Raw genomic sequence first — 17,481 nt, forward strand, 5'->3', positions numbered from 1 at the left:
CCCCCAGGCCCCCCTTCCAAAGACTTTAATAATAGAAATGGATTATCCACATGGCACCCACAATATTATACACTTTAGGAAGGGGAGAGCGCGAGAGGGGAGAACCCTTTCTTGAAAGGGTTTCCCCTCTCGCATCTCTTTTCATCTCTTCTTCCCTCTCTTCCCTAAAGGGCGGCAAAAAAACTTAAAACGGCCAGGATGCCGAGCCCCGCGCGCACGACGTGGAGTATGTTCCACTTCTCCAAAAGCGCCCGGGTGCCGGCATCGGCGTCATCGGCGTTCGTCGCCATGAGCGTGGTATTGAGGGGCATGATCCACTTGCGCGTCACCACCCAGATGGCGAGGGTGAAAAGCGAGCCCGTCAGATACAGCCCCTTGCCCGTCCAGAGGAGCCCGACCATGCCGAAAAAAAAGCCGGCCATGACCAGGGATGCCTGCATCCGCCGGGCTCTTGGGTAGCTGCGCTGCCACTGGGCCAGCATGTCGGCATCCAGGAGAACGCGCCGGGCGGGATGCTCGACGATGTTGATATACAGGGCCGCGCCGGTAAAAGCGGCCATAATGGCCAAAGCGATGGCGCCGAATTCCACGGGAAAACTCCTTGGGGCTTAGGCCCCGACCGCGTCCAGGGTGTCGCGCAGGGCGGCGATGGCCGTATCCTGTTCGGCATCGGACAGCGACGGATACATGGGCAGGGAGAAAATCTCCCGCGCCGCCCGCTCGGTTTCGGGCAGGTCGCCTTCCTTGTAGCCCAGATGGGCATAGCCCGTCATGGTGTGGATGGGCCAGGGGTAGCTGATGTTGACGTTGACGCCCCGCTCCTTGAGCCCGGCGATTACGGCGTCGCGCTTTTCGTGACGCGCCACGTACAGGTAATAGGCGTGCTCGTTGCCGGGGGCCACGGTCGGCAGGGTCAGCGACGTGTCGGCGAGCCCGGCGTCGTAGCGCGCGGCCAGCTGCCGCCGGCGGGCGAGATACTCCGGCAGATGCTTGAGCTTGCCGAGCAGGATGGCGGCATGGATTTCGTCCAGGCGCGAATTGTAGCCGTGCTCCAGGGCGTAATAGGTCTTTTCCATGCCGTAAAAACGCAGGCGCTTGAGCTTTTTCGCCATCTCCTCGCTTCCCGTCAACACCATGCCGCCGTCGCCGTAGGTGCCGAGGATCTTGGTCGGATAAAAGGAAAACGAGGCCGCGTCGGACATGGAGCCGGCCACCTTCCCGTTTCGCACCGCGCCATGGGCCTGGGCGCAGTCCTCGACCACGCGCAGCCCGTGGCGTTCGGCCACGTCCCGCACGGCCTCCATGGCCGCGCACTGGCCAAAGAGATGCACGGCCACAATGGCCCTGGTGCGCGGGGTCACGGCCGCTTCCAGCTTGGCCGCGTCCATCAGATACGTGGCCGGGTCGATATCCACGAACCGGGGCACTCCCCCGGCGCTGACAATGGCCGAAACCGTGGGCACGGCCGTATTGGCAACGGTGATCACCTCGTCGCCGGGCTGTATCCCCACCGCCAGCAGCGCCAACAGCACCGCGCTCGTGCCGTTGTCGCAGCCCACGCCGAACCTCGTCCCGCAATAGCCGGCAAACGCCCCCTCAAAGGCGGCCACATGCGGCCCCAAAATCAGCTTGCCAGACTCCAACACCGCGGTAACGGCGGCCAAGATCTCCTCCCGCTCCGCTTCATATTCCTTCAAGTATCCCCAAACATTGACCGCCATAGTCGTTCCTTGTGAGGAGAGGAGCGGAGAGAGGAACCGGGGGGCGGGAACCCTTTTTTGGCAAAAAAGGGTTCCCGCCCCCGGTTCTCCTCCTCTCTCCCGCAAGGAAACATCATGAGCAGGGTGTTTGGGATCATAGGGCATCCGCTGGGGCACACGCTCAGTCCCCTGGTGCACAATTGGGGCTTCAAGCGCTTTGGGATCAAGGCCCGGTATGAGGCCTGGCCGACGTTGCCCGAGGAGCTTGGGGCGTTCATGGCCCGGCTGCGCGAGACGCCGGTGGAGGGCCTCAGCGTCACCATTCCGCACAAGACGCCGGTTCTGGCCTATGTCGATGCCGTAACGGACCTTGGCCGGTCGGTCGGGGCCATCAACACGCTGTACTGGCGCGACGGGGTGCTGTGGGCGGAAAATACCGACGTCGAGGGCTTTTGCCGGCCGCTGGTCCTGCGCGACATCGCGCCGCGCGCCGCCTTGATCCTCGGCTGCGGCGGCGTGGCCCGGGCGGCGGTGGCGGGGCTTGTGCGCCTGGGTGTGGAGCGCCTTGCCGTGACGGGGCGCAGCGCGGAAAAAGCCGCTGTGTTGGCTGGAGAATTCGGGCTGGAGCGGGTCGATTGGGACCGCCGGGCGGATTTCCCGGCCGGGCTCTTGGTCAATGCCACGCCCATGGGCATGGCCGGCCGGCTCGAGGGCCTTTCCCCCTATCCGGCCGAGGCGCTGGGGCCGGACCATGTTGTCTACGATCTGGTCTACACGCCCGATCCGACGCATTTCGGCGCCGATGCGCTGGCGGCGGGGGCGTTGGTCGTCTCGGGCATGGAAATGTTTCTGTATCAGGCCGTGGAACAGTTTCGTTTGTGGACGGGACGGATTTTGCCCGACGACGAGTTGCGAACGTTGCTGCGGAAAGCGCTTTACGGGGCTTGACGCAGGCAGAGCGTCATTATAGCAAATGATTTCAATGCAGCCAGTTCCAATATGCGGTACAATCTAGTATCATTTGCGGTATGCAGCAGTTTATTTCGCTTCTCGATGCACACACGATGGTGCTCATGTCGGCGATCTTGTTTTTTTCGCTGACTGGAGTTCTCGCCTATACATATTTCTATAGAAAGACGTACCCTGGATTCGGCTTTTTCACGCTGGGGCAACTGGCCTGGTGCGTCGGCCTTTTTTTGATTTTCTTCAGAGTGCTCGGCCCGGAGCCCTCGTTGGTCATCGGAAACAGCCTGATATTTTTGCAAGGGATTCTTTGGTATCGCGGCATTGCCCTGTATGGTGAAATAGATCATATCGGCCTGCGCAATTCCTTTACGATCGCCCTGGCTGTGCTCTGCGAATTGTGCCTGCTTTATTATACATTTGTTGATTTCGATACCTGCCGGCGAGTCTTCGTTTTTTCGACGTATTGCATGCTGGTCTACGGACGCATCGCCATAGAGCCTTTTGTTGTGCGCAAATGGCGCACGTACGCCATGCAAATCGTTTTTTCCGGGCTTCTTTTCATCGTTTCCGTCTTCTACGCCTTTCGGGCCAATGAATCCCTGAGCGCGGTACAGTGCGCTCTTGGCGGCCCGGACCCCATCGTCAAGACGCTGCTTTTGACCAGCATGCTTTTGATCCCGCTTTTGGCGTTCTGCCTGCTTTCCATGACGTCCGGCCGGGTGGAGGCGGAGTTGCGCGAGGCCCGTGACGCCTTGCGCAAACAGGCGCAGACGGATTTCCTGACCGGCCTGCCCAACCGGCGGCATTTCCTGCATCTGGCCGAAAAGGCCCTGGATCGGGCCAGGGAGCGAGGCGAGCCGGTGAGCTTCATCATGCTCGATCTGGACTATTTCAAGGACATCAACGACACCTACGGCCATCAGACCGGGGATGTCGTGTTGCGGGCCGTGGCCCGACGGCTGGCCGAGACGCTTCGGGAAGGCGACGAAATCGGACGGCTTGGCGGCGAGGAATTCGGCGTGTTGCTGCCGGGCCTGGACGGGAAGGACGCGGAAGAGGTTGCCGAGCGTTTGCGGAAGGCCGTGGCGGCCTTGTCCCCCGGCGGGCATACGGTGACGGCGAGCCTGGGCGTGGCCTCGGGCGGGATGGGGCTCAACGCCCTGCTGGCCCGGGCCGACGGCTGTCTTTACGCGGCCAAGGGCGCGGGCCGCAACCGGGTGGTCGGCCAGGCCTGCCCGATGGTGGAATCACCGGAGGGGGCGTCGATCTGATATTGGCGGCAACCGCCGACTGGAAACGATTTTTCGGGAAACGGGCTTGTAGCGACAGGACGTTCGCTGGTGGGCTCTTCCCTAGCGCTTCCTTTCCCAAAGATTTTTGTCTGAAAGAAAGGAAGTTGCCTCGTTTGGATAGCTTCAAAGACGGAAAAGTTTAGGAAAGGGAGAGCGCGAGAGGGGAGAACCCTTTTAAAAAGGGTTTCCCCTCTCGCATATCTTTTCTCTTCTTAATCCTTGCGGATGGTGATCTGGGAGCCGGCCTGGAGGGCGCCTGGGCTTTTCATGTTGTTCCAGGCCATGAGCGAGGACGGTTCCACGTTGAATTTCTTGGCGATGCCCCAGACCGTCTCACCCGGGCCGACTTTGTAATTGACGGACTTGGCCGCCTGGCGCTTTTGCGGGGTGGGCGGGGTTTTGGCGGCGGCGGGATGCTTTTCCGCCTGGGCCTGGGGCTTGGGGACCCAAAGATTTTTCTTCGCCGGTTCGGCCTCGCGCGCGGCAATGGTCTTGGGCTGCTGGCCTGAGTTCGGGATTGTGAGCGACTGGCCCACGCGCACCACGTCCGAGGACAGTTTGTTGGCGGCGGCGAGCTGCCTGCTGTCCACGTTGAAGCGGCGGCTGATGCCGGACAGGCTGTCGCCGGGGCGCACGGTGTAGGTGGTGCTCGGCAGGGCCGCGGCGGCCACGGCCGGAGCGGGGGGCGCGGACGGTTTTGCGTCGGCGCGACCGGGAATGGACAGCTTCTGGCCGGCGAGCAGGTCCTTGGCCGAGCTCAGGTGGTTGGCGGCCATGAGGGCGCCGGGGTCCACGTTGTACTTGTCGGCGATGCCGGAAATGGTCTCGCCGCGCTGCACGGTGTGGCTGCCGGAGGAGGGGGACGCGGCGGAAGCGATTTGGACCGAACGGGCGGAAGCGCTTTGGGGGATGACGAGCCAGCTGCCAAGGGTGAGGCGGCCGGCATGCCGCATCTTGTTGGCGGCCATGAGCTCCTTGGTCGAGACACCGTATTTCCGGGCGATGCTGCCGATGGATTCGCCCTTGTTCACACGGTGGCGCTGGGGCTTGGAGGCGGCGGCCAGCTGTTTGGGCGCGCAGGCGGCCGGACCTTCGGCCAGGGCGGTATTGTCGATGCTAAACGCGCTGGCGGCCACGCGCACGGTCTGGCCGGTGGGGAGGGTTTCGGGCAGCGAGGGGTTGAGCTGGCGCAGCTCGGCCACGGGCATGCCCGCCCGGCGGGCCAGGGCCCACCAAGTTTCGCCGGACTGGGCGGTGACGATTTGCAGACCGCTTGAAGGATAGTTGCCGGGAGTCTTCAGGTAGGCCACGGCGATCTGCTCTTTGGCCACGGGCACGTAGACGTTGACCGTGGAGTCGGGGGGGCTGACCATGCGGCGAAAACCGGGGTTGTACTCCCGGAACTGATCCCAACTCAGGCCGCAGGCCTGGGCCAGGGCGGCCAGGTCCGTGCCGCCGGGAGCGGGCACTTCCTTGAGGTTGGGGCCGGCCTGCCAGTTGACCTTTTGAAAGCCCAGCGGCTGAAGATTCTGGAAGATTTTCAGCACCGCCAGGAACTTGGGCACGTAATGGCGGGTTTCGGCCTTGAGCAGCTTGGGGTCCTTGGCGATGTCGAAGAAGTCGCACTGGCCGCTTGCGGCCATGACCCGCGAAATCTTGCCTTCGCCGGCGTTGTAGGCAGCCAGGGCCAGGTTCCAGTCGCCGAACATCTGGTAGAGTTTGCTTAAATATTTGGCGGCGGCCACGGTGGACTTGTAGGGGTCGCGGCGTTCGTCGACCCACCAGTTCACGGTCAGGCCGAAGCGGCGGGCGGTGTAGGGCATGAACTGCCACATGCCGCCGGCGCCGACCGGCGAATAGGCCATGGTGCTGTAACCGGATTCGATGAAGGGAAGGACTATGAGGTCGGGCGGCAGGTTGTAGCTGGCTAGCACGGCCCGCACGTAGGGCAGATGGGGCTGGGCCCGGATGAGCCATTTTTCCATGGTGCCGCGCTTGTCCATGGAGAAATACTGGAGGAACATCTGGACTTCCTCGTTGTCGGCCACGTCCAGGTTGAACTGGATGGCGCCGCGCGAGGCCAGGGCTTCCTTTTCCTGCTTGGTCAGGGGCCGGCCGCGCTTGAGGTCTTTGAGGATCTGGGTGGTGTCCCAGACCTCGGGCTCAAGATTGGCCCGCATGTCGTTGCTTTTATCGTATTTATTTCCGGCGCAGCCGGACAGGACGAGCAGAACCGGCAGGATGGCAAAGAGGATATAACGGGCCATGCGGCTTTTCTCCACGCGAAGGGAGCCGTCCGCCGGGAGGCGGCTACGGCGGCGCGTTGGCAAGGATGTGCTTAACTACGCTAATTTTTTAACGATTAGCAGACTACTAGACTAAAGTTGATGAAAATGCAAGGGAAAAAAAGCTTGTGGTTCCGCCCGGTTTGGGCCAAGAGGGGCCATGAACCGGCATGACCGCAACCATCGTCCCTTGCCTGCGTCGCAGGCCGACGCACAGCCCGAACCCGGCGAACTCCTGCCCGGGCGCAAGCCCGTACGCGAACTTTTGGTCGAACGCCCGCGCGGCATCGACGACGTGCTTTTGCGCCAGGGGCTTCGCGGCCCGGACATCGACGCCATTGTCGCCGCTTGCCGCGAGACCGGCGTGCGCTTTCGTTTCGTGCCGGCCGCCGACCTGGACCGGCTCTGTCCCGGCAACCACCAGGGCGTGGTGGCCCGACTCGCCGCCGGCGAACTGACCAGCCTCGAGGACGTGCTGGCCGCGACCCGCACCGCGCTCCTGCCCGTGGCCCTGGCCCTCGACCGGGTGCAGGACCCGGGCAACGTGGGCACCCTGGCCCGTACGCTGTATGCCCTTGGCGGTGGCGGCATCCTTTTGCCCCGCCACGAGGGAGCGCGCTTGGGGCCCGGGGCGGCCAAGGCGTCGGCCGGAACGCTGGCCCGGCTGCCGCTGGCCAAGGTGACCAATCTGGCCCAGGCCCTGGACACGGCCATCGAGGCGGGTTTCGGCGTCATCGGCGCGGCCGGGGAGGCGGCGGCGGAAAGCGTGTTCGCGGCCATGGCCGATTTTCCGCTGCTGCTGGTGCTCGGCAACGAGGACGAGGGGATTCGGCAGGGGATACGCAAACGCTGCGACCGGTTGTGGCGCATTCCCCAGGCCCGGCCCATCGATTCCCTGAATGTGGCCCAGGCCGGGGCGATCATTCTGGGGCGTCTGGCGGCGCTGACGCGCTAGGCCGTCCGAGGTCTTCCTCCCGGCAGGCGGCCAGGGAAGCACGCCGCAGCCGTTTGACCAGCCAGGGCCCTTCCCAGTCCGGCGGGGCGCAAAAGGCGGCGTCCGGCAGTACCAGCCGCCAGGCGTGCAACCGCATGGGCGGCGGGCCGCCACCGTATTTCGGGTCACCGACGATGGGGTAGCCGCGCGAGGCGAGTTGGGCCCGGATCTGCTGGGTGCGGCCGGTTTCCAGCCGCACCTCGACCAGGCTGGCCGTGTCCATGACCCCCAACAGCCGGACCTTGCACACCGCTTCCTTGCCGTCCTCCGACGGCTCCACCCGTTCGCGCCCCGGGCCGCCTTCCTTGGCCAGCCGGTCGCGCAACGTCACCCAGTCGTTTACTTCGCCAAGCGCCCACTCGCCCCAGACCCAGGCGAGGTAGTCCTTGTGGGCCGTGCCGGTGGTCATGGCCTCGTGGATGGCGCGCAGGGCGCGGTAGGACTTGGCCACGAGGAGCACGCCGGTGGTGTCGCGATCGAGGCGGTGGGCCGGCGTGGGGCGGAACGGGGCGTCGGGGTAGCGCGCGCGCAGGATGCTGGTCAGGGCGAAAGGGTGGCCGGAGCCGGGATGGACGGGCAGGCCGGCCGGCTTGACGATGACGAGGAGGTCGTCGTCCTCGTGGAGGATGTCCAGGTCGTGGCCCGGCGTCGCGTTTTGCCTTGCCGGCGCATTGTGCGGCGCTTTGATCTCGTAGGGCGGCATGCGCACGATCTGGCCGGCGGCCACCCGGTCGAAGGGTTTGCAGCGCTTGCCATCGATGCGGACCTGCCCGGTACGGATGAATTTCTGCAAGGCGGTCGGGGGCACCGCGCCGTCCAGACGCCGGGTGAGGTACTGAAGGAGCTTTTGTCCACCCTCGGCCTCGGCCACGGTGAAGTTTTGCACGGGCGTTTTCATCGTATCACCGGGGCTACGGATTCTCCCCCTTGAAAGTTTTTCGGGAGGGGAGCGCGAGGGGAACCCCTTTTTTCAAAAAGGGGTTCCCCTCGCTCCTTCTTTACCTCTTCCACTTCCACTTCCACCTACGGCGCAAGCTTGAAGCGGCCGGAATCCACGATGAGCATGATCATGGAGTCCGGGCCCAGGCCGTTATGGTCCTGGGAGGAGAGGTTGTAGACGCCGGAGACGCCGACCACGTGGTGGAGGTTTTCCAGGGCCTCGCGCAGGGCCTCCGGGTCTGCCTTGCCGGCCTTTTCCAGGCCCGCCCGCAAAAGCGTCAGGGCGTCGTAGGCGTAGCCGGAGTGGGTGTTGAGCGGAAATTTTTCCTGGATGCCGGCGTCCTTGTAGGCCTTGATGAAGGACTCGATGACGATTTTCTGCGGGTCTTCGTCGGACAGGGTTTCCGGGGCCATGAGCTTGGTGCCGGGCATGATCGTGCCGCCGGCGGCCTCGCCGGCCAGCTTCAGGTAATTGGGGCCGGGCTGGCCGTGGCATTCGACGAGCAGGGGACGTTCGCCGGGCAGGGAGGCGAAATCCTTGGCGGCGATGGCTCCGGCCGGGCCGATGGTCCAGACGACCACGGCCTGGGGCTTGGCGGCCTGCAGCTTGAAGGCCTGGGCCGAGAAATCCGTGTCCTTGGGATCGAAGGTCTCCGCGGCGATGATATCGATGCCGGACTTGGAGGCGTTTTGCTTCAGCTCCGCGAGGCCGTCCTGGCCGAAGGCGTCCTTGGAGCTCATGACCGCGATCTTCGAGATGTTCTTGCCTTTGAGGTACTCGTAGATCTTGGCCACGGTCGTGGCTGTGCGCTGGGGGGCCTTGAAGGTCCAGTCGTAGGGGCCGAACTTGCCGCCGGCGATGACCGCGTCGCCGCCCACGGCCATGATGACCGGGACGTGTTTTTCCTCGGTGTATTTCTTGACGGCCAGCCCTTCGCCGGTGGAGGTCGGGCCGATGATCGCCAGGACGTGGTCGCCCTCGACGAGCTTTCTGGCCTCGCGCAGGGCCACATCCGGGGAGGATTCGGTGTCGTAGGCGATCAGTTTGAGCGGCCGGCCCAGGATGCCGCCCATGGCGTTGATCTGTTTGACGGCCATTTCGGCCACGAGCTTGCTCGGGGTGCCGACCACGGCGGCCGGGCCGGACTGGGCGAAAAGTCCGCCGATGACGATGGGGTCGCCGGTTGGGGCCGGGTGCTGTTCGGCCGGCTGCGCCGTGGCGGCGGGGGCCGGGCTCTGGCCGGCCTGCTGGGCCGCGGCGATGGCGGGAACAAGGAGCAATGCTGCGAACAGCATAAGGATTTTGGCCATGCGGAAGCCTCCGGGGCGGATTGGTCTTGGCGAAAGCAGCCAGGAATTTTTACCGCAACCGGGGGCGAAGTAAATCATTTTTGCAAGGAGGGAAGAGGGGGCGTCGCGGGGCGGCCCACGACGCCCGGGAGATCAAAGAAGAAGGGGAAGGAATTTTACCAGGACAGCAAGAACCTCGGCAATGAATGCTGCGACTTCGGCGACGGTTTCGGTAGTCTCCGCAATTTTATCCAACGTGTCCTTGAATTCCTGGAGCTTTTTGTTTGCATCCTTGAGTTTGTCTATGAACCCTTGTGCCTTCAGGTTGTTAATGGATGTCGTAAATTTTTCACAATAATTGGTAATGTTATAGACGTCGCCATACATACTAGATAGGCTATTTTTTTTGATAAATGTGACGTCTAGCGTCGCGAATAGCGTGTTAACACTCGAGGCGTTGTCGCAAATCGCACTCAAGCTATCTTTTGTAACAGCCAATTCAAATGTGTATATACTTGTGCAAAATAAGATCATTGCATTATTGAGTTCCTTATTTGCACTGGTCTTGCCGCAGTATTTCGATTTGAAGGCGGATGATTCGATAGAAATAGCCCGAACTATGTCGAGAAGTGACAGAAATAGTTTAATATAATCTTTTTCATTCTTGAGCTCTTTTGGCCATTGGATGGTATCAGGCCCACCGGGTTTGTCCAGCTCAGACAACAATTGAGCAAGGATACCAACAGCTTTGTTTGGAGAAATGTCCATACTACTGCCCCCTAGTTCGCAGTGGCGGATTCATAAAGTTTATTTTCTACAACTATCTGCGCAGCAAGATTTTGCAAATCCTCAGCCAATGCCCCACTCCTTTTATCAAAAGCTGTGCTGAGTTTCTTGTGAGCGGCTGCATACGCATCGAGAGATTTTTTTACATTTTGTAGGAATATGCAGGAATCTTGCATTTTCCAGGCAAGGGATGCAAATTGACTTGCTACTTTTTGTTGGTCACCGCTTAATTGGGGTGCTGTGGTTCCTTTTTTGGGTGTGGTAGCCATGCTAAATTGGTAGAGCTTGTTGAGGCGTCCAAATCCAGTGCAATACCGAGCGCCTATGCCTGCACCTGGAGAGCATAGTTTCTCTGATATATTGTTTTTAACAGTAACAGAGTTTTCTATGCAAAAATAACGTATTCCACCATATGTGCCTGTAGAACAATCTCCTATGTCATTTTTGAGAAATTCGACGATAGTGCCGATCGTTGTATTCATGCCGGAAAGCTCTTTTTTTACATACTCCCGGCGCTTGGCACGCATGAGAAAATCCCCAATCTTTACTATAGCATTGCCTATATCTTTCGGTGATATCGAATTGGAAAATATTCCGGATGATTCTAAAGTGGTTTTTATTCCACCAAGTTCTGTGCCGATCTTTTCTGCATTTGTAGTGAATGTATTGATCGGCTCGTCATTCATGATATTTTTAAGAGTTGAGGCATATGTCACTAGCCCAAGAATGAGCATTTGTCTTGTGTAGAGGGTGTCATCTGCAACAGACGTCAGTTTTATGTCAAAAATATTTTTTGAATTTTCATAATTTTGTACGAAATCAAGGAGCTCAACCTTTTTTTTGATTGCGTTTTCTAAAGAGTAGGCATTGATGACCTGGGTTCCCAAATCGCTTGTAACCGTAGCAAAAGAGTCGAAACGCTTAGTGGTTGTTGTGGGCGTAGCACAACCGCTGAGGGCAACAGCAAAAAAGACAATGGCAACAAGGGAGGTAAAGCACGGGACAGGATGTTTGCGAGACACGAAAGCAGCCATGGCGGGACCCTCCGGTTTTATGGTTCGGGCGGGTGCGACAAGCCTTCCTTCATGAATAATTCAAGGTATATATAAAATATTCTATATATAATCGAATAATGGTCTAAAATACGACCATAGTCAATCGTTTGTCGCGTTAAAAAAGGTGAAAAAGGAATTTTCGAAGGAGGCGACGGCTTGTAGCGCAACCGCCAACCCCCGGCAACGCCAGCTTGCTTTCCACCATGAGCCCGGCCGAGCCGCCGGTGACGCTTTCGAGGGTGAGCGCCACATTGATGCACACCAGCGACACGCAACGCGTGGCCATGGTCAGGAATCCCTCTCGCCGGGGCAAAACGGGCTCGGGCACAAAAAAAGCCGGGAGAACCGCCGCAAAATGCGGTTCTCCCGGCTTGGCGTCAAGAGGAAAGGGCTACTGGGTGCCCATGTCGATGCCGAACTCGCCGGGCTGGCTCTTGCTCGAATTGTCGAGCTTGTAGGCCAGCACGATGGTGCGGCGGGCGTAGACGCCGGCGGCGCCCGGCCAGGTGTTGATGCACACCACAAGCTCTTTCTGGCCGTCGTTGTCGATGTCGGCCAGGGCGTAGCCGGTGATGGTGCCCTTGATGCGGCGGGTCTTCCACAAAAGGCTCATGCCCACGCCGTCCCAGTACAGGGAGTGGATCTCACCCTGGGAGAAGGTGCGGAAGGTTTCGAAGAACTGGGCCGCAAGCGAGATGTTCTTGCTCACCAGCAGTTCGAAACGGTCGCTTTTGTCCAGGTTGGCCACGAGCATGGGCAGTGGGATGTAGTAGTAGGTCCAGAGGTAGTCGGACTTGGGCTTTTCCATGGGGGCCATGAGCGAGTCGTATTCCAGGCCGATGGCCGAGCCGCAGTATTGCTCTTCCGTGGCGGCCACGCGTTCGCCCTTGGCCGTGAAGACGACCAGATGGTCCTTGTCGTCGTTTATGATGACCTTGTAGCCGCTTTTCTCGGGCAGATAGACGAAGTTGAAGGGGTTGGCCTTGCTCGGGAGGTTCAGCCGCGTGGAAAGCGCGGGCTGGCCGCCGGAGAAGATGACGTTGTGCACGCCCTGGACGAACAGGTCCTTGGGATCGCCCTTGGACCCGACGAGCTGCCGGGAGAAGTCCGGCGGCACGGCGGCCACGTTCAGGTACAGCTTGATGTCCTTGTACAGCTCCTTGAGGTGCTGGCCATCGAGCTGGAGGATGAACGAACGGGGGTCCTTGAAGTACCGGCTCGAAACGATGATTTCGGCCTTGCCGTCGCCGTTGACGTCAAAGGTGCTGACTTTCAGCAGCTTGATGTTGGGCGGGACCTCGTACTTGGCGATGGGCATCAGCTGGCGGTCCTTGTAGGCGAAAACCTGCACGGAATGCTGGCCCATGATGACCACTTCGTTTTTCCCGTCGCCGTTGAGGTCGGCGATGGAGATGCCGGCGGAGACGAACGGCATGGACTGGCTGCGCCACACGCCCGGAGAATCGGCGGGACCGGCGTAGCGGAAGTTCGGGTTGAGGTAGGCCTTCTGGCTCTGGTTGGTCTGGTTGACCACGAAATTCGGGTTCATCTGGTTGATGTCGTCGCCGCCTTTGGCGGCGGGACGCTGGAAGATCTCGTTATTGAGCGACTGGGCCGTGCGCTCCATGGCCGGGATGAGGTCGGCCATCTTGGTGGTGAAATTTTTCGGCCATTTCTTGCCGTCCCGACCCAGGACCATGATGTCCACGCTGGCCTTGTCGCCGGAGACGGTGATGGAGCCGTAGGCGAGATAGTCCGCGCCTACGGCGCTCAGGGCCTTCTGGGCCTCGGCCTCGGAGTCCGGAGCCTTGGTCAGCTTGGACGTGACCTTGCTCTTGTCCATGGGCGCAAGGTGTCCGGGCCAGTTCATGCGCGATTCGAGCATGCTCTGGGTGCCCTGGCTCAGGTATTGGTATTTTTGAGGACCGTGCACGGCAAACGGCGCCACGGCGTAGGTCTTGGCCGCATCGGCCAGGGCCAGGGACGGCAGGCACAGCAGGGCCACCGCCAAAAGGGCAAGGCGACGGAAAAGCGTCATAAGGGGTTCCTCCGGGTCCCATGGGGGACCGTTTTGTCCGGGAGCGCGGCCGTGGCATGGGGCCCAGGCACCGCGAGGCCCTGCATTACTATCAAAGACGACGCCCTTGCAAGGGCCGGTTTCCGTTCCGTCATGATCCTGGAACTCGGCTTGCCGCGTCACCCCTGCGGGCCGCGCTGTTGAACATGGCCGCCCGATATGGTTGTATGGGGACAAGCGGCCGATAGTGGCCGCCAAGGAATGTATACATGTTTTTGCCTGGTGTCCTTCGCAACGGCGGTTTTGGGTTGGCCCATTGGCCGCGCCATGCGCGGCGGCTGGTCTTAAGCGCCCTGGTCGGCGTGGTCGCCGGGCTTGGGGCCGTCTTTTTCGACTCCCTGCTGGTGCAGTCCCTGACCTGGCTCGTCGAGGTCCCCATGGCCTGGGCGCGCCACGGAATCGCCTTCCAGTCCGCGCCCGGCCTGCACACCCCGATCGTCAGCTGGATCATCATCCCCATCGCCGGCCTTGGCGGGCTGGCGTCCGGGCTGCTGGTCTTCTGCATCGCCCCCGAGGCCGAGGGCCACGGCACCGACGCCATGATCGAGTCGTTCCATCTGCGCGGCGGTTACGTGCGCAAGCGCGCTCCCATCATCAAACTCATCGCCTCGGCGCTCACCATCGGCTCGGGCGGCTCGGCCGGTAAGGAAGGCCCCATCGCCCAGATCGGTTCGGGCTTCGGCTCCATCCTGGCCACCTTTCTCAAGCTCGACACGGCCGACCGGCGCATTCTGCTGCTGGCCGGGGCGGCCGGCGGCATCGGGGCTATCTTCCAGGCCCCGCTCGGGGCGGCGCTTTTCGTGCCCGGCGTGCTCTACCGTGATACGGAATATGAATTCGAGGCGCTGCTCTCCTGCATCATCGCCTCCATATCTGCCTACGCGGTTTTTTCCCAGGTGTTCGGCCGGCAAGCCCTTTTTACCCCGGGCCCGGTCCATTTCGCCATGCCGGTGGAGCTTTTGCCCTGTCTGATTTTCGGTGTGCTGTGCGCCGCCGCCGGTTACATCTATATCAAGGTTTTCTACGGCCTGCGCGATCATTTCTTCAAACCTCTGCCCATCCCGCGCGCGCTCAAGCCCGCCATCGGCGGGCTGTTGCTCGGTTGCGTGGCCTGGCAGTTTCCGGAGGTCATCGACGGGGGGTACGTCTGGATACAGACCGCCCTGGACGGGAAAATGCTGTGGCAGACCATGGCCGCGCTGGTGCTGCTCAAGATGGTGGCCACGTCGTTCACCATCGCTTCCGGCGGTTCGGGCGGCGTGTTCGGGCCGTCGGTCTTTATCGGGGCCATGCTGGGCGGGGCCTTCGGGGAGCTCGGGCACGCCCTTTTTCCGAATCTGGTGGTCAATCCCGGCTCGTTCGTGCTGATCGGCATGGGCGGTTTTTTTTCCGGCGTGGCCAAGGTGCCCATCGCCTCGGTCATCATGGCCAGCGAAATGTGCTCGAGCTACACGCTGCTCGTGCCGCTGCTTTTGGTGTCCACCATCACCTTCCTGCTTTTGCCCCACAAGGTGACGCTCTACGAAAAGCAGATGGACAACCGGCTGGCCTCGCCGGCCCATATCGGCGAATTCGCCCGGGGCATCCTTTCGCGCATGACCGTGGGTGAGGCCATCCGCCAGCGGCCGGTGAGCGTCATCGCCGAGAACATGCCGTTTCACGCCCTGATAAAGGCCGTGACCAACTCCACGGAATCGTATTTTCCGGTGGTGGACAAAAGCGGCAGAATGACGGGCATCCTTTCGGTCAACGACCTGCGCGAGGTGCTTTTCGACGACAGCCTGCGCGACCTCGTGGTGGCCAAGGACGTGGCCACCGCGCAAGTGGCCCGCGTGCGCGTGGGCGATTCCCTGGAGGCGGCCATGGACATCATGGCGCGGCTGCAAATCGACGAACTGCCCGTGGTGGCGGACGACCAGCCCGACGAGATCGAGGCCATGTTGTCCAAGCAGGATATCATCGACCACTACCACGACTGCTGCCTGATCTGATCCGTCCCCGTTTCGTCGCCGAAACGTCGGCTGTCGCCCCTTGTCTTGTCCGCGCCTTGGGACTACTCCCCTCCCGGACAAGCAAAGAGGCATTATGTTCCGATACCGGTTCGCCGCTGCCTGCGGCGTCCTGGCCCTGTTTTTCGCGCTGGCCGCGCCCGCGTCGGCGGAGCCGCCCGGATTCACCGCCGCCGCCGTGGACGCCGGACACATCCTGCGCCGCGTGAACCGCAAGCTTCTCGGTATCGACGTCGACTATCTGCTCGACGCCGACGTCAATCGCCGCCCCGGCGCGCGCAAGCTGGCCCGGGCCATCCTGGACCTCGGGGCCGGCACCCTGCGCTATCCCGGCGGCGAGAAATCCGACGGCATGCTCTGGGCCGCGCCGCCCGCCTTTCGCCGCCCCGGTCCCACCCTGGCCCGGCTCGGCCCCGACGAATGGCCCTCCAACGACGCCCGCGTCTACGACCTCTACGGCCACCGCTACGTCCGCAAGCCCCTCGACTTCGACGCCTTCATCCGCCTGTGCCGGCAAACCGGGGCCGAGCCGGTGGTGGTCGTGGCCTACGACTCCATGTACCGCCCCGGCAGCCCGGGCGAGACCGTGCCGGATACGGTCACGCTGCTCAAAAACGCCGTGTCCTGGGTGCGCTACGCCAATATCGAGCGCCGCTACGGCGTGAAATACTGGGAAATCGGCAACGAATCGTATTTCTACGTCTACAACGGCGGGGCCAGGGCCGCCGACTACGCCCGGGACCTGCCCGTTTTCGCCGCGGCCATGAAAGGCGTGGACCCGACCATCAAAATCGGGGCCAACGGCCCGTCCGGAGCCGACGACGTGGGCTCGCTCGACAACCTGAACGGCATCACCACTCCCTGGTGGCAGGCCGTGTTCGGCCTGGCCGCCGGCAGCGTCGATTTCGTGTCCGTCCACGAATATCCCTGCTACGCCTGGTACGGCTACGACTACTACCGCGACAGCCCGGTGCGCATGCTCGGCGTGTCCGAAATCGACAAGGCCGCCCGCCGCTACGGCCCGCCCGGACTGGCCGGCCGGCTGCGCTACCTCCTGACCGAAACCAACTCCGCCGACTGGTACGGGCACCCCCAGAACCTGGGCTGGAAACACGAAAATACCCTCGGCCACGCCCTGGTGCTTTTCGACATGCTGGCCCAGGCCATAAGCGACCCCCGGGTGGTCACGGCCCAGATATGGACCACGCGTTGGCTCAATAACGACACCGCTCCGGAACTTTGGGACGCCCTCGACAGCCGCAACCGGCCGCTGCCCACCGGATTGGCCCTCAAACTCCTGGCCAGGAGCCTGGGGACCGCCCTCGTGGCCACAACCGACGGCGACAAGGTGCGCGTCATCGCCACCCGTAACGACCATACCCGGCAACTCACCGTCTTTCTCCTCAACAAGGACACCACCCGCGACATCGCTCTGCACCTGGGCGGCGGCCGCCCGGGCCGCAACGCCGCGCGTCAGGTCTGGTCCGGATCGGGCCCGGACGACAAGCGTCCCATCCTGCGCGCCGAAGCCCCCGTCGCCATCGCCAAAGGCCAGGCGCGCCTCACCCTGCCGCCCGTGTCGCTCACCGTGCTCACCCTGCCCTTTCGGCCGGACGATAGCGGCAGGCTGCGGGCACAACGGATGCGGCGATGGCAGCGGCAGCGGGCGCGTGTGCGTGTGCCTTCGGCGACCAGGGGCGCTGCCCCTGGACCCGGCAGGAGAGGCTCCGCCTCTCCTGCACCTCTCCGCCGGGTGGCTTGATGCCCCCCGGACCCCCCTTTACCGGGTTGGGCTGGTGGGTGGAGCTCCGGCGGAGGAGGCGGGGATGGGTCGGTGTCGTTCGGCGAGGGACGCCGAACGTTTGTTGCCGCAATCGGCCCGGCGGCACGAGGCGCTTTGCGCCTCGACGCCGGACGCGATTGCGGCAACAACCACGCCAGCGGCGAAGCGCCGCATGGAAGAGACGTTTGGGAAACTGAAGCGTTGACACATCGGGCAGAGAGCCCGTTGAAAGTTTTTGAAGGGGGTCGAGGGGGAAACTTTTTTCAAAAAGTTTTCCCCTGGCCGCCGGAGGCACACAGCGCTGG

16 protein-coding genes are annotated in these 17,481 nt (G+C 62.2%); 6 read left to right on the forward strand and 10 right to left on the reverse strand.

What is annotated here, in order from left to right; translation table 11 throughout:
* Positions 1-164: 164 nt before the first annotated feature.
* Positions 165-590 (reverse strand): DUF1772 domain-containing protein, encoded by a 426-nt coding sequence (locus ACMZ6R_RS17365; protein WP_416113796.1) that lies wholly within the window; start codon positions 588-590, stop codon positions 165-167.
* Positions 591-608: 18 nt separating this feature from the next.
* Positions 609-1,721 carry a DegT/DnrJ/EryC1/StrS family aminotransferase gene (locus ACMZ6R_RS17370; RefSeq protein ID WP_416113798.1) on the reverse strand — a complete coding sequence of 371 codons (1,113 nt, stop codon included), beginning with the start codon at positions 1,719-1,721 and terminating at the stop codon, positions 609-611.
* A gap of 114 nt (positions 1,722-1,835) precedes the next feature.
* Here ACMZ6R_RS17370 and ACMZ6R_RS17375 point away from each other — a divergent pair, with 114 nt between their 5' ends.
* Positions 1,836-2,648 (forward strand): shikimate dehydrogenase family protein, encoded by an 813-nt coding sequence (locus tag ACMZ6R_RS17375; protein ID WP_416113800.1) that lies wholly within the window; start codon positions 1,836-1,838, stop codon positions 2,646-2,648.
* Here the strand turns inward: ACMZ6R_RS17375 and ACMZ6R_RS17380 are convergent.
* Complete coding sequence (locus ACMZ6R_RS17380) at positions 2,636-3,013, reverse strand: hypothetical protein (RefSeq protein WP_416113802.1); 378 nt, start codon at positions 3,011-3,013, stop codon at positions 2,636-2,638. The genes ACMZ6R_RS17375 and ACMZ6R_RS17380 overlap by 13 nt on opposite strands.
* Positions 3,014-3,133: 120 nt before the next feature.
* Between ACMZ6R_RS17380 and ACMZ6R_RS17385 the strand changes: the two genes are divergently transcribed.
* A complete protein-coding gene (locus ACMZ6R_RS17385; RefSeq protein ID WP_416113804.1) occupies positions 3,134-3,937 on the forward strand; it encodes a GGDEF domain-containing protein in 804 nt (267 codons plus the stop codon).
* 233 nt (positions 3,938-4,170) lie between these two features.
* Here ACMZ6R_RS17385 and ACMZ6R_RS17390 read toward each other — a convergent pair whose 3' ends face one another.
* Entirely contained in the window at positions 4,171-6,225 is a 2,055-nt protein-coding gene (locus ACMZ6R_RS17390) for a LysM peptidoglycan-binding domain-containing protein (RefSeq protein WP_416113806.1), read from the reverse strand.
* A 178-nt stretch (positions 6,226-6,403) separates the two neighbouring features.
* Between ACMZ6R_RS17390 and ACMZ6R_RS17395 the strand changes: the two genes are divergently transcribed.
* Entirely contained in the window at positions 6,404-7,198 is a 795-nt protein-coding gene (locus ACMZ6R_RS17395) for a TrmH family RNA methyltransferase (RefSeq protein WP_416113808.1), read from the forward strand.
* Here the strand turns inward: ACMZ6R_RS17395 and ACMZ6R_RS17400 are convergent.
* The 6 genes from ACMZ6R_RS17400 to ACMZ6R_RS17425 all read right to left on the reverse strand — a co-directional run bounded on the left by ACMZ6R_RS17400 (position 7,164) and on the right by ACMZ6R_RS17425 (position 13,345).
* Positions 7,164-8,135, reverse strand: a complete 972-nt coding sequence (locus ACMZ6R_RS17400) for an RluA family pseudouridine synthase (protein WP_416113810.1) — start codon at positions 8,133-8,135, stop codon at positions 7,164-7,166. The genes ACMZ6R_RS17395 and ACMZ6R_RS17400 overlap by 35 nt on opposite strands.
* A gap of 125 nt (positions 8,136-8,260) precedes the next feature.
* Positions 8,261-9,487: an ABC transporter substrate-binding protein gene (locus ACMZ6R_RS17405; protein WP_416113812.1), complete on the reverse strand. Its 1,227-nt coding sequence runs from the start codon at positions 9,485-9,487 to the stop codon at positions 8,261-8,263.
* A gap of 132 nt (positions 9,488-9,619) precedes the next feature.
* Positions 9,620-10,234: a hypothetical protein gene (locus ACMZ6R_RS17410; protein ID WP_416113814.1), complete on the reverse strand. Its 615-nt coding sequence runs from the start codon at positions 10,232-10,234 to the stop codon at positions 9,620-9,622.
* A gap of 11 nt (positions 10,235-10,245) precedes the next feature.
* Positions 10,246-11,286, reverse strand: a complete 1,041-nt coding sequence (locus tag ACMZ6R_RS17415) for a hypothetical protein (protein WP_416113816.1) — start codon at positions 11,284-11,286, stop codon at positions 10,246-10,248.
* A gap of 136 nt (positions 11,287-11,422) precedes the next feature.
* Entirely contained in the window at positions 11,423-11,593 is a 171-nt protein-coding gene (locus tag ACMZ6R_RS17420) for a hypothetical protein (protein ID WP_416113818.1), read from the reverse strand.
* A gap of 105 nt (positions 11,594-11,698) precedes the next feature.
* Positions 11,699-13,345, reverse strand: coding sequence for an FG-GAP-like repeat-containing protein (locus tag ACMZ6R_RS17425; protein WP_416113820.1), 1,647 nt, complete (start codon positions 13,343-13,345; stop codon positions 11,699-11,701).
* A gap of 248 nt (positions 13,346-13,593) precedes the next feature.
* Between ACMZ6R_RS17425 and ACMZ6R_RS17430 the strand changes: the two genes are divergently transcribed.
* The 3 genes from ACMZ6R_RS17430 to ACMZ6R_RS17440 all read left to right on the forward strand — a co-directional run.
* Positions 13,594-15,375: a chloride channel protein gene (locus ACMZ6R_RS17430; RefSeq protein WP_416113822.1), complete on the forward strand. Its 1,782-nt coding sequence runs from the start codon at positions 13,594-13,596 to the stop codon at positions 15,373-15,375.
* Between the two features lie 94 nt (positions 15,376-15,469).
* Complete coding sequence (locus tag ACMZ6R_RS17435) at positions 15,470-17,155, forward strand: alpha-L-arabinofuranosidase (RefSeq protein WP_416113824.1); 1,686 nt, start codon at positions 15,470-15,472, stop codon at positions 17,153-17,155.
* 135 nt (positions 17,156-17,290) lie between these two features.
* A partial coding sequence (locus ACMZ6R_RS17440; protein WP_416113826.1) for a hypothetical protein occupies positions 17,291-17,481 on the forward strand: 191 nt, incomplete at its 3' end.

The organism is Solidesulfovibrio sp. C21, from assembly GCF_047785625.1.
GTDB lineage: Bacteria > Desulfobacterota > Desulfovibrionia > Desulfovibrionales > Desulfovibrionaceae > Solidesulfovibrio.